This is a genomic window from Candidatus Sphingomonas phytovorans, from assembly GCA_029202385.1.
Lineage (GTDB): Bacteria > Pseudomonadota > Alphaproteobacteria > Sphingomonadales > Sphingomonadaceae > Sphingomonas > Sphingomonas phytovorans.
In genome coordinates this window covers 145,773-162,441 of sequence record CP119314.1, presented here as the reverse complement: position 1 = coordinate 162,441, position 16,669 = coordinate 145,773, and the positions used below count along the sequence as shown (strand labels likewise).

Here is a 16,669-nt window from a genome sequence, read left to right as displayed (position 1 = left end):
TCCCCTCGCCCCGCACGAGAAGCAGGTGACGACAGATGCCCGGATCAGCCCATCCGGTTCAGTCGGGCCAGATCCTCCGGCACATGGCGTGCTGCGATCAGGTAGAAGGGGATCGAGGCGAACGCCGCCGCCACCCCGGCGAACATCGCGTAGCGCAGCGAATCAGCACCCAGCAGCGGCCGCATCAGATCGCTCAGCATCCCGATCACCAGGGGTCCGAGGCCGAGCCCGATCAGATTGCCCACGAACAACTGGATTGCTGCGGCCCGCGCGCGCATCGCGGGGGGCGTGATCGTCTGGATCGTCGCGATGCACGGACCAATGAACGAGGCGCTCAGCGAGATCGGGATCACTGCCGCCGCGACCGCGACCACGACATTGCCGGACAGGAAGAACGGCACCCAGAACGGCGTGGAAAAAACGGCGGCGATAGCCGGCACCAGCAGGTTGCGCTGGATGCCGCCGCGCTTCGCGGCAAGATCAGCGAAGCGGCCGGTGACATAGGTACCGAGCCCGCCGCCGAGCCCGACGATCAGCGCGAAAATCAGCCCCACCTCGGTCGCCCCCATGCCATGCGAGCGGATGAGAAAGGCGGGAACGAAAGCAGTGATGCCATAGCCGGAAAAGGCGCTCATCGCGGTACCGAGCACGATGTAGCGATAGGATCGCTGCCGCCACAGGAAGCTGAGCCGCACGGCCGAAGGTGCGGACGCACTCGCCGGCGCGACGGCAGGGCGCGGCGGATCGCGCAGGATCGCCATCGACAGCAAGGTCAGCAACAGGCCCGGCAGCCCCGCTGCGACGAATGCCGCGCGCCAACCGTAATTGTCCGCAATCCAGCCGCCCGCGAAAAAGGCGATCATCAAGCCGATATTGACGCCGGTGGCGTAGATCGCCTGCGCGGTCGCCCGCTCGGACGGGGGATAGAGATCGGAGATGATCGATTGCGATGCCGGGCCAGTACCCGCCTCGCCCACGCCCGTCAGCATCCGTGCAATGGCGAGTTGCCAGAACCGTGCGACCAGTCCGCACGCCAGCGTCATCACGCTGAAGCAGGCGAGCGAGGCGATGATGATCCGCGATCGGCTCATCCGGTCGGCAGCGAGCGCGATCGGCATCCCGAGCGTCGCGTAGAACAGGGCGAACGCCGGCCCGACCAGGAGACCCAGCATGGTGTCGGAAACCCCGAACTCATGCTTGATATGCTCAAGGATGATGGCGAGAATCTGCCGGTCGATATAATTGACCGCATAGATTGCGCTCAGCAGCAGCACGATCACGCCGCGTGGCGTCGTCCCACCGCGCGCCTTACGCGTCATCGTCGCCCTCGCCGCTCACCGATTTGCTGCTGCGCTTGAGACTGGACGCAAGGTGTCGGACGCGCAGTTCGTCGTTCGCGACCTTGCGCATCTGGATCGGCGACACCCCGAACGCCGCCTTGAAGGCACGGGTGAAGCTTGCGGCATGTTCGTATCCGGTTTCCAGGGCGATCTCCATCATGGACATCTTGGAATCGCGGATCAGGTCCAGTGCCAGTTCCATGCGCAGCTTGTCGCGGATGCGCCCCACCGTCTCGCCATAGATCATGCGAAAGCCGATCTGCAGGCGATGGCGCGTCATCCCGACAGCCTCGGCGATTTCATGGACGCTGATCTGCTGATCGATATTGCCGCGGATCATCTGCATCGCGCGTTTGAGCCGCCGATGGTCCTCCGCCTCGAACCGGCCGCCGAACTGCTCACTGTCCGGCTGGGCCAGCCCGAACAGGATGTGACAGGCAAGCTCGAGCGCCTTGGCTGACATGAACGCGCCCCGAAAGGCCCGCGCGAACGGCGGCGAGATGAGCTGATGCGCGGTCAGCGAAGCCAGTTCCGACAAGGGCACGTTGCGAACCGGGTAATCGCCGCCCTCACGGATATAGTGGCCGAGGTCCGCCGGGATGTCGCTTTCCGCAAGCCCGGTCAGATCGAAGAAGCGCCGCCGCTCGAAATACAGGGTCACCCAGCGCAGGTGATCGCCAGCCTCGTAGAGCGTATCGAAGCTGCGCTCCCCGCCGGTGCCGTAGACGGTGCAATAACCATCGGCGAGTTCGCCGTCAGTGCCTGCGGCATCGGCCAGCCGGACATTGCCGTTAAGCACCGCCGAGAGAGCAAGATAGTCGTCGCAGCGATGGCTGCGCGCGAGTTGACGGCGCGCCACCATGTTTACCAACGCGATGCAGATGCCATTGTGAAGCTCGTAAAACTCCCACCCGCCCTTGGCGACATTACCGTCATATTCGTAGCGGAAGCCCAGGCCGCCTGGCACAGGGTGGCTCCAGCCGTCCACCTTGCGCGTCGAAAGACCCTCCGCCGATGCCGGATCATGGAGCTGTGTCAGCATGTCCTGCAGGCTTCGGGAAAGAATCTCGGGCGGGCACATATCGGTCATGAGCTGCTCCGTCAGCCTTTGCCGGGGCCGGGCCAGCGGTCTTTCCACGGCGCCGCCCGCTCGAGCTGATAGGCAAGATCAATGAGCAGCGGTTCACCGCCGCGCCGCGCCGCGAACATGGTGCCTATCGGCACGCCATCCGGCCCCGGCCGGATCGGCAGCGACATCGCCGGATGGCCCGTCAGATTGTGTAGCGGGGTGTATGAGACATAGTCGAACATCAGCTTCATGATGTGATCGAAATCCGCATCGGGGGCCAGTTCCCCGATATGTAGCGCCGGAAGCCCGAGCACCGGCGACAGGATCACATCGGCGTCGCCGAATGCCGTGTCCAGCGCCCGGCGTGCATCCTCCGTCGCGCTGAAAAGCCGATCGACGTCATCGATCGCTGCGCCGGCTGCCCACTCGCCCAGCCCCAGCGTCCAGGGCTCGACGGAAGTATCGGCAGCGGAGCCGAAACGGCCCCGCACCGATTGCAGGACATCGCGGGCGAGATACGCCCAGATCGCCTTGAATGCCGCCATGACCGCCGGGCCGTCATAAGGCGGCCGCGCCTCGAACACATGGTGGCCAAGCTCCTCGCACAGCCTTGCGCTGCGCATCGTGCTGGCGAGCACGTCAGGATGCGGCTGGTGGCCATTCAGATTCTCCGTAACCAGGGCTACGCGCAGCCCCTTCTCGCGGCGGGGCGCGACCGGGAGCGTGCTCGCGGCGACGATGCCCATCGCCCATTCCACGTCGCGCACGCTGCGCGCCAACAGCATGTCGCAGGCTAGCAGATCCTCCATCAGGTGCGGCGCGCGGGCGCGGCGGGTCGCGCCGCGACCGGGCTTCAACCCGACAAGCCCACAGCATGAGGCGGGGATGCGGATCGAACCGCCACCATCGGCCGCATGGGCCAGCGGAACCATGCCCGTCGCCACCGCGATCGCCGCCCCCCCGCTCGATCCGCCGGGCGAGCGGTCGAACGACCATGGGTTGCGCGCCGCGCCGTAGAGCAACGGCTCAGTCGTAGGCAGCAAACCGAATTCCGGGGCGTTGGTCTTGCCGAGCGCGACCAGCCCCTGATCGTCGAACGCGCGGGTGAAGGGGAAATCGACGTCCCCCGGTCCGGCATCGCGATACAGGCGGCTGCCGCTGCGGTTCGGCATGCCGCGATAGTCGAGCCCGTCCTTGAGCAGCCACGGCACCCCCGCCATCGGCCCTGCGGCGCGCTCGGCCCGGGCCAGCCCGGCAGTATAGTCGCGATGGGTCATGACATTGAGTGCCCCGTTCAACGCCTCGATGCGTTCGATCGCACTCTCGCTCAATTCACGCGCCGTAAGTTCGCCCCGGCGGACGAGCGCGGCCTGGTCGTGCGCGTCAAGGCGGCCGATCTCCCACGCCATGGTCGCACGTGGCTGCGAAGGCGTCTGTTGCGCGATATCTGGCATCGATTCCGTCATCCGTCTCGCTCTGGCTGTTGGACGGTGATTTGAGACCATTCCGCGCGGCCCGGTTTAGCCATCGGGGCGCGCCAGTTCGCGTATTTTTCGCCGAACCGTCACGGCTAATGGCAACCCCGGAATGGCAAAGCGACCCGGGGCGGCCTGGGTCATCAATGCTCGCGAACCTAACGACGAAACGAGGGTAGTGATGCAGGCACCATATCTGCTTTTCCTGGGCGACGTGGAAGAATTCAGCGCGGCGAAGACGGCTGCCGGCGTTCAGCAGTGGCGAGGCGAGCGAGTCCTCGCTCAGCACCGACTTCCGGGCTGCACGGTCGATCTCGGCATCGCCGAAATGACCCCGACCGAAGCCGCGCGCGCTGGTGCACGGACGATGATCGTCGGCGTGGTGAATGTCGGCGGATTCATTCCCCAGCACTGGATCGCGACCATGATCGACGCGCTGGAACAGGGACTTGACCTCGCCGCCGGGATGCACCAGCGGCTCAACGACATTCCCGCGATCGCCGAGGCGCGGGATCGAACCGGCCGCGCGGTGCTAGATCTGCGCCAGCCCGACCAGCGCTTCACGCCCGGCTCGGGCCGCAAACGATCGGGCAAGCGGCTGCTGACCGTCGGCACCGATTGTTCCGTCGGGAAGAAATATACAGCCCTCGCGTTGGAGGCAGGGTTGCGGGCCCGCAGCGTCGATGCCGATTTCCGCGCGACCGGACAGACTGGCATCATGATTTCCGGCCGAGGCGTCGCGATCGATGCAGTGGTCGCCGATTTCATCTCGGGCGCCGCCGAATGGCTGTCGCCCGATGCCGCACCGGATCACTGGGACGTGATCGAGGGGCAAGGTTCCCTGTTCCATCCGGCTTATGCCGGGGTCACGCTTGGTCTGATCCATGGCAGCCAGCCGGATGCGCTGGTCGTCTGTCACGAGCCAGTCCGCACTCATCTGCTCGGTTTCGATCACAAGGTGCCGGACCTGCGTCGCTGCATAGATATGAACGTGGCCGCGGCGCAGTTGACCAATCCTGAAGCGCGGGTCGTCGGCATCAGCGTCAACACCTCACGCATGGAACCGGCCGCGATCGACGCGGCGATTCGCGATATCGAGGCGCAGACTGGACTGCCGTGCAGCGATCCGATCCGCCACGGTGTCGACCAGATCCTCGACGTTCTCCTCAACTGAACGACAGCCAGAGTGGCGCGCGCTCCCGAGTTCAGCGGGCGCGCGCCTCTTGCAGCGAAAGTGCCGTAATGTCCGGCATATGCCGGACCACCAGAGGATGGTGCGCCTGCGGCACCTGCGGAAAACCCGTGCCCTTGCCGTTCACGAACCGGTCGAGGAAACCAAGCGAGAAGTCGCCAATCACGCCATCCATCTCAGCCGCGGAGACAGTTCCGTAGAGCGCTGGCGGCGTCCGTTGGCGGAACATGCGGATCAGGTCGGTAAAGGCAAGGTGCCCTGCTCCCGTCACGCGGAAGCGGAAGTCGTCGGTCGCGGCACTCCCGCTCCATGGCCGGAAGGCAAAGTCCATCGGATGCCGCCGCGGGTCACGCGGCTGGTCAGGATAGAGGGGAAAGCGCGGCCAGTCTGAATGCAACCACAACATCGGCCGGCCGGCGGCGCGATCGAACATCGCCGGATCATAGGTCACGCCATCGAGGCTGATCGCACCGCGACACTTGGCTTCCTGAACGCAGGCCTCCATCGCGATCCCGCCACCGAACGACATGCCGCCGAAGGCAAGACGCGAGAAGTCGATCGCATGGGCGATCCTGCCCGCCAACGCCGGCGCCCGACCGCCGTCGAGCGTCGCAAGGGTGAAGCGCGTATCGGCCAGCCACGCCTCGGTGCTGTGCATCAGCCGGTCCTTCATCGCCGCCGCCGCATAGGCCGGGAAGCGCCGCCGCCAGCCATCGACGCTCTGGTCCTTCACCAGGGCACCCAGCGTTTCGATCATCGCCGGGGATACCACCAGGGGCGTGGTATCGCGGCTCCATCCGTCGGTGAATTGCTGCCGCGCGGAATCATAGGGGTGACTGATGCTCGCGACGACATAGCCATGGCTCGCCAACCGCTCGAACAACGGCGTGTTTTGCGCGGGATACATCGTGTAGCCGTGGTTGAAGACGAACAACGGGTAGCCGCGCCCTGCCCCAGCCGCGGGCTCAGCGTCGAGCCGCGCATGAGTCCGGATCGCGGCCAGATGAAGCAACTCGAACGGGCGGTGGAAAGCGTTGCGAGCGATCGACCCCGCGTCCGCCACAACGGTATCGCGCGGCAGATAGGCCGCGAACGGACCCTGATCCTTTGACGACGCCGGATACCAGAGCTGCACCATCATCCGGCGGGGCTGAGCCGGGCCGTCTTCCAGGACGCCATGACGGCGAGGATCGGTCAGTTCGATCCGGGTCGTCCCGACGCCATAGGGACCGTCAGGGACGGGCAATACAAATAGCGGAAACAGATAATAGGGGAGCGCTGTCGCTACGATGGCAGGCGCGAAGATGGTTCCGGCAGCGATGCGCACCCACCGGCGCCCGGCGCCGGGCCGCCACCACAGGCCAATCACCGCGATGATCGCGAGCACCGCCATCGGCGTCGCCTGCCAATGATACATTGCCAGGGCGGCGAGCGAGGCGGCGATGGCCAACGCCGCCGCCAGCACGGCAAATCGTCTTCGGCCCGCGATGGCGAGCACGCCGGTGGCGATCAGCAGGAGAAAGGCGGCGACGTCTATCGAATACATCCACAACCCTTTCAGCCGCTAGAAGGATTTCCCGACCTGGATTCCGATCTGCCTGGGCCTGGGTACCGCGCCGATCCCACCCAGCGTCGGATAATAGGGCGAGTGCTCGTTCAGCAGGTTGCGCGCGAAGATCGCGATATCCAGCCCTTCCACCGTCGCCCCCAGGCTCGCGCCCAGAAAGGATTGCGGCCCGGTGACGATACGCGTCACCCCCTGTCCGCCGACCAGCTTGTCCTTGTGGTTGAAGTCGATGTCGAAATAGCCGGGGACGGACGAGGCCCAGTTAAAGGCGTAGTTGGCGCTGAACTGGATCGAATATTTGGGTAGCGCGAGCGGGCTGGTGCCGGGCGGGAAATCCACCTCGGCCTCGGGCGTGGAAGCGACGAACACCGAACCCATGACCGTGCCGCTGGCCGACAACCTTAGCGCCCGCACGGGGTTGGCGGTGAGCTGCCATTCCACGCCCCTGATCCGCGTATTGCCGCCATTGGCGGTATATTGCAGGAACACCGGCGTCAGCACCACGCGATCATAGACCTGCCCGCGATAATATTGCTGGAACGCGGCAAGGTTCACCCCCAGTTTCCCGTTGAATATGCTCGCCTTGAAGCCAGCCTCATAGGCCATCGAACGTTCCGGCGCATAGGTCAGCGGGGGCGGAAAAGCTGGGTTGACCACGGCGTTGAACCCGCCGCTGCGAAAGCCGTTGCCGACGTTGAAATAAAGGTTCGCATCGCGAGCGATATCGTACTTCACGAACGCGCGGTACGTCACACGCGCGAAAGTCCCGGACGCGGTCGGCAAGTCGCCGTCGGTAAAGGTGCGACTGTCGTGAGAATAGCGCAGACCGCCACCGATCTCCAGGCGACGGATCGGCGAATAGGAAGCGTCGCCATAAACCGCCCAGGACTTCGACGTCGTCCGGATCGGCTCCTGGAGGATGGTGACAGTCGTGCTCGGGGGATAGAGCAGTTCGGCACCGTCGAGGAAGTGGCGCAGCAGGTCATCGTCCTTGTAGATGCCACCCACAACCCATTTGAACGGACCGTCGCCCTTGGAGGTCAGGCGCAGTTCCTGGCTGGTGATCGACTGCTTGTTCAGATAGCGCGTATTGGCGATCTCCAGCGTGATCGGGGCAGCCGGATCGTCGGTTGCGTAATAGATCTGGTCGAGGTTGCTGTTGCTGTAGCGCCTGCTGTGAGCGGTGTTGCTCATCAGCTCGGCAAAACCCAGGTCATATTCCGCCCGCAGACTGTAGAGGTTCAGTTCCGACACCCCACTCGTCCGCCCGTTGGGATCGATCGCGTGACGGTAGAGCCCTTTTTCATAGGGGAGCACATTGGCGTAGGAGGGAGAATCCTCGTCATTGTGGCGGACGTCGACCATGCCGACGATGCGCAGCCGCGGGTCGGGCTGCCACAGCAGCTTGACGCGGCCGTCGTAGATCCGGTTGGAATTGACGTTCCTCGCCCCGGTGCCGACATTGTCCAGCCAGCCGCCATTGTTCTGATATTCCCCCGCAAACCGCACCGCCAGCGTGCTGGAGAGCGGGACGTTAAGTGCGGCTTTGACCTGGCCGGAGGCGCTGCCGCCATCGGTCGCAAAGATCGAGGATTCGATATTGCCGCCAATCCGGTCGAGCCTTGGGTCGTTGGTGACGTAACGGATGACACCGCTCATTGCCCCCTCGCCGAACAGAGTGCCCTGAGGCCCCTTCAGCACCTCGACGCGGGCGAGATCCAGTGCGCCGGCGTCGGCATAGACCGGGTAGAAACCGTCCTGCGAGCCGGTGAGCGGCGTTTCGTCAAGGTAGATGCCGACCAGTGAGGAGGTGCCCCTCAGGCTGTTGATGCCGCGGATCTGGATCAGTTGCTTGCCGCCTCCCTGCGAGAACACGTCCAGGCCGGGAACATTCTGGGCAATGTCCTGCAACGACGTGACGCCGCGTTTGGTCAGGTCCGCTGCCGACAGGACATTGACGGTCAGCGGCACGTCGATGACGCTCTGTTCGCGACGCTGCGCGGTGACGATGATATCGGACTCGTGGGGTGAGTCTCCGGCGTCCTGCGCACTCGCCATCCCCGGCGCGAGCACTACCGCCAGCGCCGCGGTACAAAAAAGGAGCCGGTCTTTCTTCCCCACCATAATATATATCCTCCTTATATCTGCGGCAGTCGAATGCGCCGCAATTATGGAGCGATCTTCGGTGTTCGCGCGCGGTTCTGCTTAGCGGAGAAGGCAGGCGCCTTTACACCTGAGCGTAAAGGCGCCTGCCCGAAACGTCACAGGTCGAGGTCGAAGCGGACACCCTGCGCCAGGGGCAGTGACCGGCCGTAGTTGATGGCATTCGTCTGCCGCCGCATATAGGCCTTCCAGCTGTCGCTGCCGCTTTCGCGGCCGCCGCCGGTCTCCTTCTCTCCACCGAACGCCCCGCCAATCTCTGCGCCAGATGGACCCATGTTCGCATTGGCGATTCCGCAATCCGACCCGGCGGCCGACATGAATATCTCGACCTCCCGCATGTCGGTGGAGAAGATCGAGGAGGACAGGCCCTGCGGCACGTCGTTCTGAAATGCGATAGCCTCGTCCAGCGTCGAATACCGCACTACGTAAAGGATCGGGGCGAAGGTTTCGTGCAGCATCGGCCCTTCCTGCCGATCCGCCTCGACCAGTGCCGGACGGGCGTAGAAGGCCTCGTTCTCGCCCATGGGCAGGCGCTCACCGAAATGAACCCGCGCACCGGCAGCTCGCGCCGCATCAAGCGCTGCCTGCATCGCCTCGAATGCGGCACGGTCGATCAACGGACCGACCAGCGTGTCGCCGGCCAGCGGATCGCCAACCGCCACCGCGCCATAGACCCTGAGCAGCCGGGCGACGAAATCGTCCGCGATCTCATGATGGACGATCAAGCGACGCAATGTGGTGCAGCGTTGGCCAGCGGTCCCCATCGCGCTGAAAGCGACCGCCCGAAGGGCAAGGTCGAGATCAGCGGAGGGCGTAACGATCGAAGCGTTGTTGCCGCCTAGTTCGAGGATCGCACGGCCGAAGCGGGCAGCGACGGTGCGCCCGACTTCGCCGCCCATCCGGGTCGAGCCTGTAGCCGACAGTACCGGCATGCCGGGATCTCCGGCAAGCCGCTCGCCCAACTCTCGCCCGCCGATCAGCAATTGCAACAGGTCCTCTGCCGCGTCCTCGCCAAACCCGGTGGCCACCCGTTCGAAAAGCACCTGCACCGCAAGCGCGGTCAACGGAGTCTTCTCCGATGGTTTCCATACCACTGAATTGCCGCAGACCAGCGCCAGCGCGGCGTTCCAGCTCCACACCGCAACCGGGAAGTTGAACGCTGAAATGACGCCGACCGGGCCGATCGGGTGCCATTGCTCGGCCAACCGGTGATCGGCGCGTTCCGACGGCATCGTCAGGCCGTAAAGCTGACGCGACAGGCCCACCGCGAAGTCGCAGATGTCGATCATCTCCTGGACCTCGCCCAGTCCTTCGGACAGGACCTTGCCGGCTTCGACCGTCACCAGCCAGCCAAGCGACTCCTTGTGGGTACGCAACGCCTCGCCCAACTGCCGTACGAACTCGCCGCGGCGGGGAGCGGGTACGAGCCGCCATCGCCGAAACGCCACCACCGCACGCGCGACCGCCGCGTCGCAATCGTCGACTGCATTGACCGTCAGTTCGGCCAGCGCCTCGCCGGTGATGGGCGAGGTGACGATGAGTGATCCGCCCTCCAGCAAGGCAGCCTTCACACCCAGGTCGCCCAGAATTTCCCTGGTCCGGTCCCTCAAATACCCTGTCATTGCGCCTCACTCCCATCGCGGTTTCGTCGACCGGGGCTTATCAAGATGCCGACTGCCCATTTCGCATTTTGGCCGGGGACTTGATGGAGCGGGGACGTCGCGGCTAGAGGCCGGATATCGGCTGCGCCTCGATCACCCCTGCCTCGAAGCTGGCCATCGGATACGCACAATAATCGGCTGCGTAGAAAGCGCTGGGGCGGTGGTTGCCGGATTCGCCAAGGCCACCGAACGGTCGCGTGGAAGCGGCTCCGGTGGTCGGCCGGTTCCAATTGACCACACCGGCGCGGATTTCGGTCGAGAAACGATCCCATAGCGCGGGATCGGCCGAGATCAGTCCCGCCGACAGGCCGAAACTTGTCGCGTTGGCACGGGCGATCGCCTCGGAGAAATCGACGACGCGGGTAGCCTGAAGCACTGGCGCGAATATCTCGGCGTCGGGAAGCTCGACCCCTGTCGCATCGAACAGCCCCGCGGCGATGAAGGCAGAGTTACGCCCCTCGACCGTGCCTGCGGGCAGCAACATCTTCGCGCCTCGCGCCGAGAGACCGTCACAGGCAGTACGGGCGGCGGCGGCAGCGCGGGCGGAAATCAACGGCCCCATGAAAGCGTCAACGCCGTCGTTCCACGCGCTCACCGGCAGCCGCGCCGCCAGCGCCTGTACCGCATCGACAATCGCCTCGCCCTGCCGGCCCTGCGGCACCATGAGGCGGCGCACACATGAACAGCGCTGCCCGGTGGTGATGAAGGCGGATTGGATCACCAAATTCGCCACCGTCTCTGCATCGCCATCCCAGGCAATCAGCGGATTGTTGCCACCCAGTTCCAGTGCGAGGATCACTGATGGCCGGTCGACCAATGCACGGCGAAAATAGCGCCCGGTCTCGGCCGAGCCGGTGAACAGCAACCCGTCGATATCAGCGTCGATCAATGCGCCGCCGCTCTCTCGGTCGCCCTGAACGACCTGCAGCACATCGCGGGGCAACCCGGCACGCTGCCACAAGCCGGCCATCCGTTCGCCGGTGGCAGGTGTTTCCTCGGACGGCTTGAACACCACGCAATTGCCCGCCAGCAGAGCGGGCACGATATGTCCGTTGGGCAGGTGGCCGGGGAAATTATAGGGACCGAGCACCACCATCACGCCATGCGGGCGATGCCGCAGCACCGAGCGGCCGAACGGCATTACCGTCTCGCACGAGCCGGCGCGCTCCGCCTGGGCGGCAATCGAGATTTCGACCTTGCCGATCATCGCGGCGACTTCGCCCCGGCTATCCCACAACAGCTTGCCGGTCTCGCGCGAGATCAATGTGGCGAGATCCTCGGCTTCCTCGCGCAGGAGGTCGGCGAACCGACGGGCGATGACGATGCGTTCTTCCAGCGGCGTGCAGGCCCAGCCCGGGAAAGCGGCGCGGGCGCGGGCGACTGCGGCACGACATTCGACCGGCCTAGTCGCAGCACCTTCCCAGACGATCTCACCACAGGAGGGGTCGATGGATCGCATCGTCATGTCACTTGCTCGCATAAAGGGGATCGCCGTCCCGTAAGCCCAGCAGGCGGGCGTCCTCCTCGGACAGCAGCAGTTCGTCGCATCGCTGCTCGGCAAGGGTGCGGATCGCACGGAAGCCGGCAAGATCCGGCGATGCCACCAGCATCTGCGTACCGCTCGCCACAGCACCGATGCGCCCGGTCAGCCGGGCACCGTCGCGGATGGTCACGATGTCGTCACGCGCGCAGGTGACGGTCGGTCCGCCGTCGAAGATGTCGACCAGTCCCGAACGGGAGAAGCCCTCGCGCTCCAACATCCGCAGCGCTGCTTCGCCTTGACGATGCACCGCACCGATAGCCTCGCGTGCCGACGCATCGACCAGTTCGAGGTAGATCGGATGGCGCGGCGCGAGATCGAGGATGAACTGGCCATCGGTCAGGGTGATCATCCGGTCCGCCTCCTCGAACGGCAGGCGGAAGAACTTGCGGGCAATGCCTTCCCAGAACGGGCTGGCGTCATTCTCGTCGAACCAGCCGCGCAGTTCGGCCATGATCGTGTCTGCAAAACGATTCCGCGCGGTCGCGATCAGCATGTAGCGCGACCGTGCGAGCAGCGATCCGGCGCCGCTCTGCCGTTTGCCGGGACGCAGGAACAGCGACCCAACCTCGGAGCAGCCGCCACTCTCGTTGACCAGCACGAGCGCCTGATGATCGAAGCGAGTCTGGGTCGCCGACGAATATTGGGCAAGCGTCATCACCCGAAACGAGAAATGCGGACGCTGGATGCCGACCCCGCCTCTGACCCCGGCGACGCCCTCGATGCGACCGGTGTCGCTGTCCTCGAGCATCAACACGTACCAGGCCTCTTCCGGCAGCACCGCGCCAGCGAAACTGCGCTCGGACAGGGCGAGCCGCTGCGCCAGCGTGGGCCGATGCTCGGGCAGGCTGGTAAAACCGCGTCCCGAGAGGAATGCGAGTTCCATCAGCGCGTCGATATCCGCCGGCCCGGCGGGTCGGACGAACAACATCAGGCAGCGGCGGCGAAGCGGGAGCGCGCGGCCGCGAAGGTCGCTTCGATCCGGTGCAGCACCTCGTTGGCCTCTTCTGTGGTGATGATGAGCGGCGGGAGCAGCCGGATGCAATTGTCACCGCCACCGGCCACCAGCAGACCATGATCACGGGCTAGCGCCATCATGTCGCGGTTGTTCGGCAGCATCTTGACCCCGATCAGCAGCCCCTTGCCGCGCACGTCGACGGCCACGTCGGGAAAACGAGCCACGAGATCGCGCAATCCATTCAGCAGCCGGTCCGACACGTCCCGAGCATTGGCAAGGGTCTCCTCGCGGGCAATCTCGTCGAAGGCGGCAATGCCGACCGCCATCGCCAGCGGATTGCCACCGAAGGTCGATCCGTGCGTACCTGCGGTCATTCCCTTGGCTGCCTCCGCCGTGGCGAGACAGGCGCCGATCGGGAACCCGCCGCCGAGCGCCTTGGCAACGGCCATGATGTCGGGCGCTGCGCCGTCGAACCATTGGTGAGCGAACAGCCGGCCGGTACGACCCATGCCGCTTTGCACCTCGTCGAAGATCAACAGGACGCCGTTGGCGCTGCACAGCCGGCGTAGCCACAACAACCACTCGCCGTCGAGCGCCCGCGCACCGCCTTCGCCCTGTACCGGCTCGACGATCACCGCCGCAGCAGTCGGCCGTCGGACCGCTTCCTCGATCGCCTTGCGGTCGTCGATCGTGAGTTGGACATAGCCGGGAAGACGCGGCCCGAAGCCGTCGAGATACGCGGCGTTGCCCGACGCATTCACCGCTGCATAGGTCCGGCCATGGAACGAGCCGGCGAAGCCGATGACGTCGATCCGTTCAGGCGCACCATTGACCGCGTGATAGCGGCGTGCGGTCTTGAGCGAACACTCGATCGCCTCCGACCCCGAATTGCCGAAGAAGACCTGGTCGGCAAAGGTCGCGTCGACCAGCCGGGCCGCCAGTTCCTCCTGCTCGGGAATGCGGAAGATGTTCGAGACATGCCACAGCTTGCGCGCCTGCTTCTCCAGTGCAGCGACCAGACGGGGATGGGCGTGGCCCAGACTGTTGGTGGCGATGCCTGCCACGCAATCGAGAAAGGTCCGTCCGTCGCGGGCGTGCAGCCACACGCCCTCGCCCCGCTCCACCTCGAGTTGCGCCCGATTGTACACGCCCATCAATGCGTCGCTCATTTCGCGTCCTCTCCTGTCGTTCCAAAATCGACCCGGCCGATCGAGACCGGGGCCATGATGCGCTGGACGTCTCCGGCGAGGCGGCGCACCGCCCCGGGGACGTAGCGGGGGTAATAGGCGATGTTGCGCGGGCCGATGCCGTGCTCGGCACTGAAGCTGCCGCCGAACGCCTCGACGGCGGTATCGAAGATCAGTGTACGCGCTTTCTCGAACATGGCTGGATCGGGCGTGCCGCTCTCGCGGGGCCAGACGAGATTGTAGTGGAGCCCACCATCGCCGACATGACCAAAATCATGCGGCAACAAGCCCGGCGCGTGGCGCGCGAGAAGACCCGCCATGCGATCGCGAAAGGCCATGACGTCGCCCCGGCGCAGCGCGATATCACAAGCCACCACTATACCCCTGGCACGCAGTCCTTCCGGTATCGCATGGCGCACCGCCCATAGCCGGCCACGGCGATCGATCGCGGCGTCCCATACGGAAGCCCCCTCCCCAGTCATGAACGGTTCGAGCGCCGAGGCGAGACGCTCCTCCAGCATATCCTCGTCGAAGGCTGCGCCTGCCGAGAGCTCGACCAGCACGGCATAGGGCGGGACGCGCCCGAACGGCAGGTGAAGGCCGGGGACATGAGCGGCGGCGGCACGGAGCGCCGCTTCGCTCATTCCCTCGAACGCCGACAGCAAGGCGCCGAAGTCGCGCTCGAGCGCGATCAGCAGCGGCAGCGTGGCATGAGGATCTTCGAGCGCCAGCAGCGCAGTCAGCCGGGTGACGGGGACGGGATGCAAGGCGACGGTGGCACGCGTCACGACCCCGGTCGAACCACCGCCACCGACCAGCAATTGCTTGAGATCGAGCCCGGTGTTGTTCTTCCTCAACGGAGCACCCAGCGCGATACGCGTCCCGCCGGAATCGGCACGGACAACCTCCACCGACAGGAGGTTCGCGCGTACATCACCATAGCGTAGCAGGCGGGCGCCACCCGTATTGTTGGCAATCATGCCACCGATCACCGGGTCAGCGCCAAGATCGATCGGGAAGTTCAGTCCGTGCTCGGCAGCGGCGGCATTGAGCACCGAGAGACGGACGCCGGCGTCGATCGTTGCCGTGCGGTTCATGGGATCGATCTCGATATGGCGCGCGAGCCGCTCCAGGCTGACTACTAGGCAGCGCCCCTGTTCGGGGGGCAGGGCGGCACCGGTCAGGCCGGTGCGGCCACCAGCAACGACGAGACGGATGCCGGCGCTGGCTGCCAGCCGGACAAGCGCCGATACCTGATCGGCATCGTCCGGCCGGACGACCGCGATCGGCTCGCCGCCGCCTCCGCCGCGACCGTCAATACGGTACGCGACCAGATCGGACGGCTCGGTCAGCACCTGCGCCTCACCGACGATCCCGGCGAGCGCGCTCAGCAAGAGTGCATCCGCGTCGGTCATGCCGCCCTAGTCATGCCGAAGATGCCGGTGGCGTTGCTGCTGTCGAACGACAAATCGAGCGCGCCGGTCGCAGGGTCCACGTCGCGCGTGATGAATTCGTAGAATGATCCGGGCACGGACAGGATATGATCCGGGCCGGAGGGCATCCCGAACGAGCGCTCGACCGGATCGGCGCGGAATGCCGTCTGGCGCACCCGACCCGTAGCTGAGAACTCGACGCCGTCCTTGATCGGCCGGCCCAGCGCTCGCTGAGTCTCGGCCAACGCGACCACATCCGCGACCCGGTCGGTCGCGTGGTTGAAGGCATTGCCTTCCGTTGCAATCCACGCCGCCTCCGCCGACGAACGCCTGAGGATCTCATAATCCGTCAGCATCGGCCGGTCATGCTGACGGGCAAACGCGCCGAGCACCCGGCGCAGCGCCCGTAGGGCGACATGCCGCTCCAGCACCTCTCCATGACCGAGCCGCGCCAGCGCCGCCGCCGTATCGCTGTCGATCGGATCACGCGAACTGCCGAAGACGCGCCGGGCCGCGGCAATGAACCCGGCGTCGAATTGATCAACATCGAGTTCGCTGACAAAGAACTGGGGAATCGTCTCGGGGTGCGCGCGATGACGATAGGCACGGCCGGTCATGCGCAGCTTCGGCAACGGATAGATTGCGGCTTCCTCATAGCCGAGCGGTTCGAGGATGCGACGGAACGCCAGCTCGCCGGGCGGCAGGGCACCGGTGTCGCCATGCGGCAGGCGGATCGTGCGCAGCGCGCCATGGTCAAAACATACGCGCCGGCCTGTCCGGCTTACTTCCTCGACATAGGCTGCACCGGTAGGCGCGCGGGCAAGGAGATCGGCGAACAGCAGCGTGTTAAGCGCTATCGCGAAATCGGTCGCGTCAACCCAGCTCCCGGCCGTGCTGCCGGGAGTGGCGGCGGCCATCGGTTCGAGTATATCTTGTGCCGATCGAGCCCGGTCCTCGGACAGCATGGCTCCAACCAGTTCGCTCACGACATCTTCATACCGATTCATCATTACCTCGACTTCATAGCCAACGGCGTGCAGTCATCTGAGGTAGGATAAGCACGATTCAAAACGGATTTGCGTCA

Annotated in this window: 12 protein-coding genes; 1 reads left to right on the top strand and 11 read right to left on the bottom strand. The window is 65.3% G+C overall.

The genetic code is table 11. The features are described from left to right. Positions 1 to 44 precede the first annotated feature (44 nt). Genes P0Y59_00665 through P0Y59_00655 form a run of 3 tightly spaced genes read right to left on the bottom strand, consistent with a single transcriptional unit; the run spans position 45 to position 3,818 of the window. A complete protein-coding gene (locus P0Y59_00665; GenBank protein WEK00245.1) occupies positions 45 to 1,319 on the bottom strand; it encodes an MFS transporter in 1,275 nt (424 codons plus the stop codon). After that, positions 1,309 to 2,430, bottom strand: a complete 1,122-nt coding sequence (locus P0Y59_00660; protein WEK00244.1) for an AraC family transcriptional regulator — start codon at positions 2,428 to 2,430, stop codon at positions 1,309 to 1,311. The genes P0Y59_00665 and P0Y59_00660 overlap by 11 nt, the downstream gene beginning before the upstream one ends. Positions 2,431 to 2,441: 11 nt before the next feature. Then, a complete protein-coding gene (locus P0Y59_00655) occupies positions 2,442 to 3,818 on the bottom strand; it encodes an amidase family protein (GenBank protein ID WEK00243.1) in 1,377 nt (458 codons plus the stop codon). A 247-nt stretch (positions 3,819 to 4,065) separates the two neighbouring features. On the opposite strand from P0Y59_00655, the gene P0Y59_00650 reads away from it, so the two are divergent. Then, positions 4,066 to 5,058, top strand: coding sequence for a DUF1611 domain-containing protein (locus P0Y59_00650; protein ID WEK00242.1), 993 nt, complete (start codon positions 4,066 to 4,068; stop codon positions 5,056 to 5,058). 31 nt (positions 5,059 to 5,089) lie between these two features. On the opposite strand, the gene P0Y59_00645 is transcribed toward P0Y59_00650, so the two are convergent. The 8 genes from P0Y59_00645 to P0Y59_00610 all read right to left on the bottom strand — a co-directional run bounded on the left by P0Y59_00645 (position 5,090) and on the right by P0Y59_00610 (position 16,595). Next, positions 5,090 to 6,622 carry a hypothetical protein gene (locus P0Y59_00645; GenBank protein ID WEK00241.1) on the bottom strand — a complete coding sequence of 511 codons (1,533 nt, stop codon included), beginning with the start codon at positions 6,620 to 6,622 and terminating at the stop codon, positions 5,090 to 5,092. Positions 6,623 to 6,640: 18 nt separating this feature from the next. Beyond that, positions 6,641 to 8,767: a TonB-dependent receptor gene (locus tag P0Y59_00640; protein ID WEK00240.1), complete on the bottom strand. Its 2,127-nt coding sequence runs from the start codon at positions 8,765 to 8,767 to the stop codon at positions 6,641 to 6,643. Positions 8,768 to 8,904: 137 nt separating this feature from the next. Then, on the bottom strand, positions 8,905 to 10,428 hold the full coding sequence (locus P0Y59_00635) for an aldehyde dehydrogenase family protein (GenBank protein WEK00239.1): 1,524 nt from the start codon (positions 10,426 to 10,428) through the stop codon (positions 8,905 to 8,907). Between the two features lie 103 nt (positions 10,429 to 10,531). Next, positions 10,532 to 11,932, bottom strand: coding sequence for a succinylglutamate-semialdehyde dehydrogenase (gene astD, locus P0Y59_00630; protein WEK00238.1), 1,401 nt, complete (start codon positions 11,930 to 11,932; stop codon positions 10,532 to 10,534). A 1-nt stretch (position 11,933) separates the two neighbouring features. Then, the gene (locus P0Y59_00625; protein ID WEK00237.1) at positions 11,934 to 12,938 is read right to left on the bottom strand and encodes an arginine N-succinyltransferase; all 1,005 of its coding nucleotides are present in this window, start codon (positions 12,936 to 12,938) and stop codon (positions 11,934 to 11,936) included. Continuing rightward, positions 12,938 to 14,134: an aspartate aminotransferase family protein gene (locus P0Y59_00620; GenBank protein WEK00236.1), complete on the bottom strand. Its 1,197-nt coding sequence runs from the start codon at positions 14,132 to 14,134 to the stop codon at positions 12,938 to 12,940. Before P0Y59_00620 ends, P0Y59_00625 begins: the two co-directional genes overlap by 1 nt. After that, on the bottom strand, positions 14,131 to 15,567 hold the full coding sequence (locus tag P0Y59_00615) for an FAD-binding oxidoreductase (protein WEK00235.1): 1,437 nt from the start codon (positions 15,565 to 15,567) through the stop codon (positions 14,131 to 14,133). Before P0Y59_00615 ends, P0Y59_00620 begins: the two co-directional genes overlap by 4 nt. Then, positions 15,564 to 16,595 (bottom strand): DUF1338 family protein, encoded by a 1,032-nt coding sequence (locus tag P0Y59_00610; protein ID WEK00234.1) that lies wholly within the window; start codon positions 16,593 to 16,595, stop codon positions 15,564 to 15,566. The genes P0Y59_00615 and P0Y59_00610 overlap by 4 nt, the downstream gene beginning before the upstream one ends. Positions 16,596 to 16,669 lie beyond the last annotated feature (74 nt).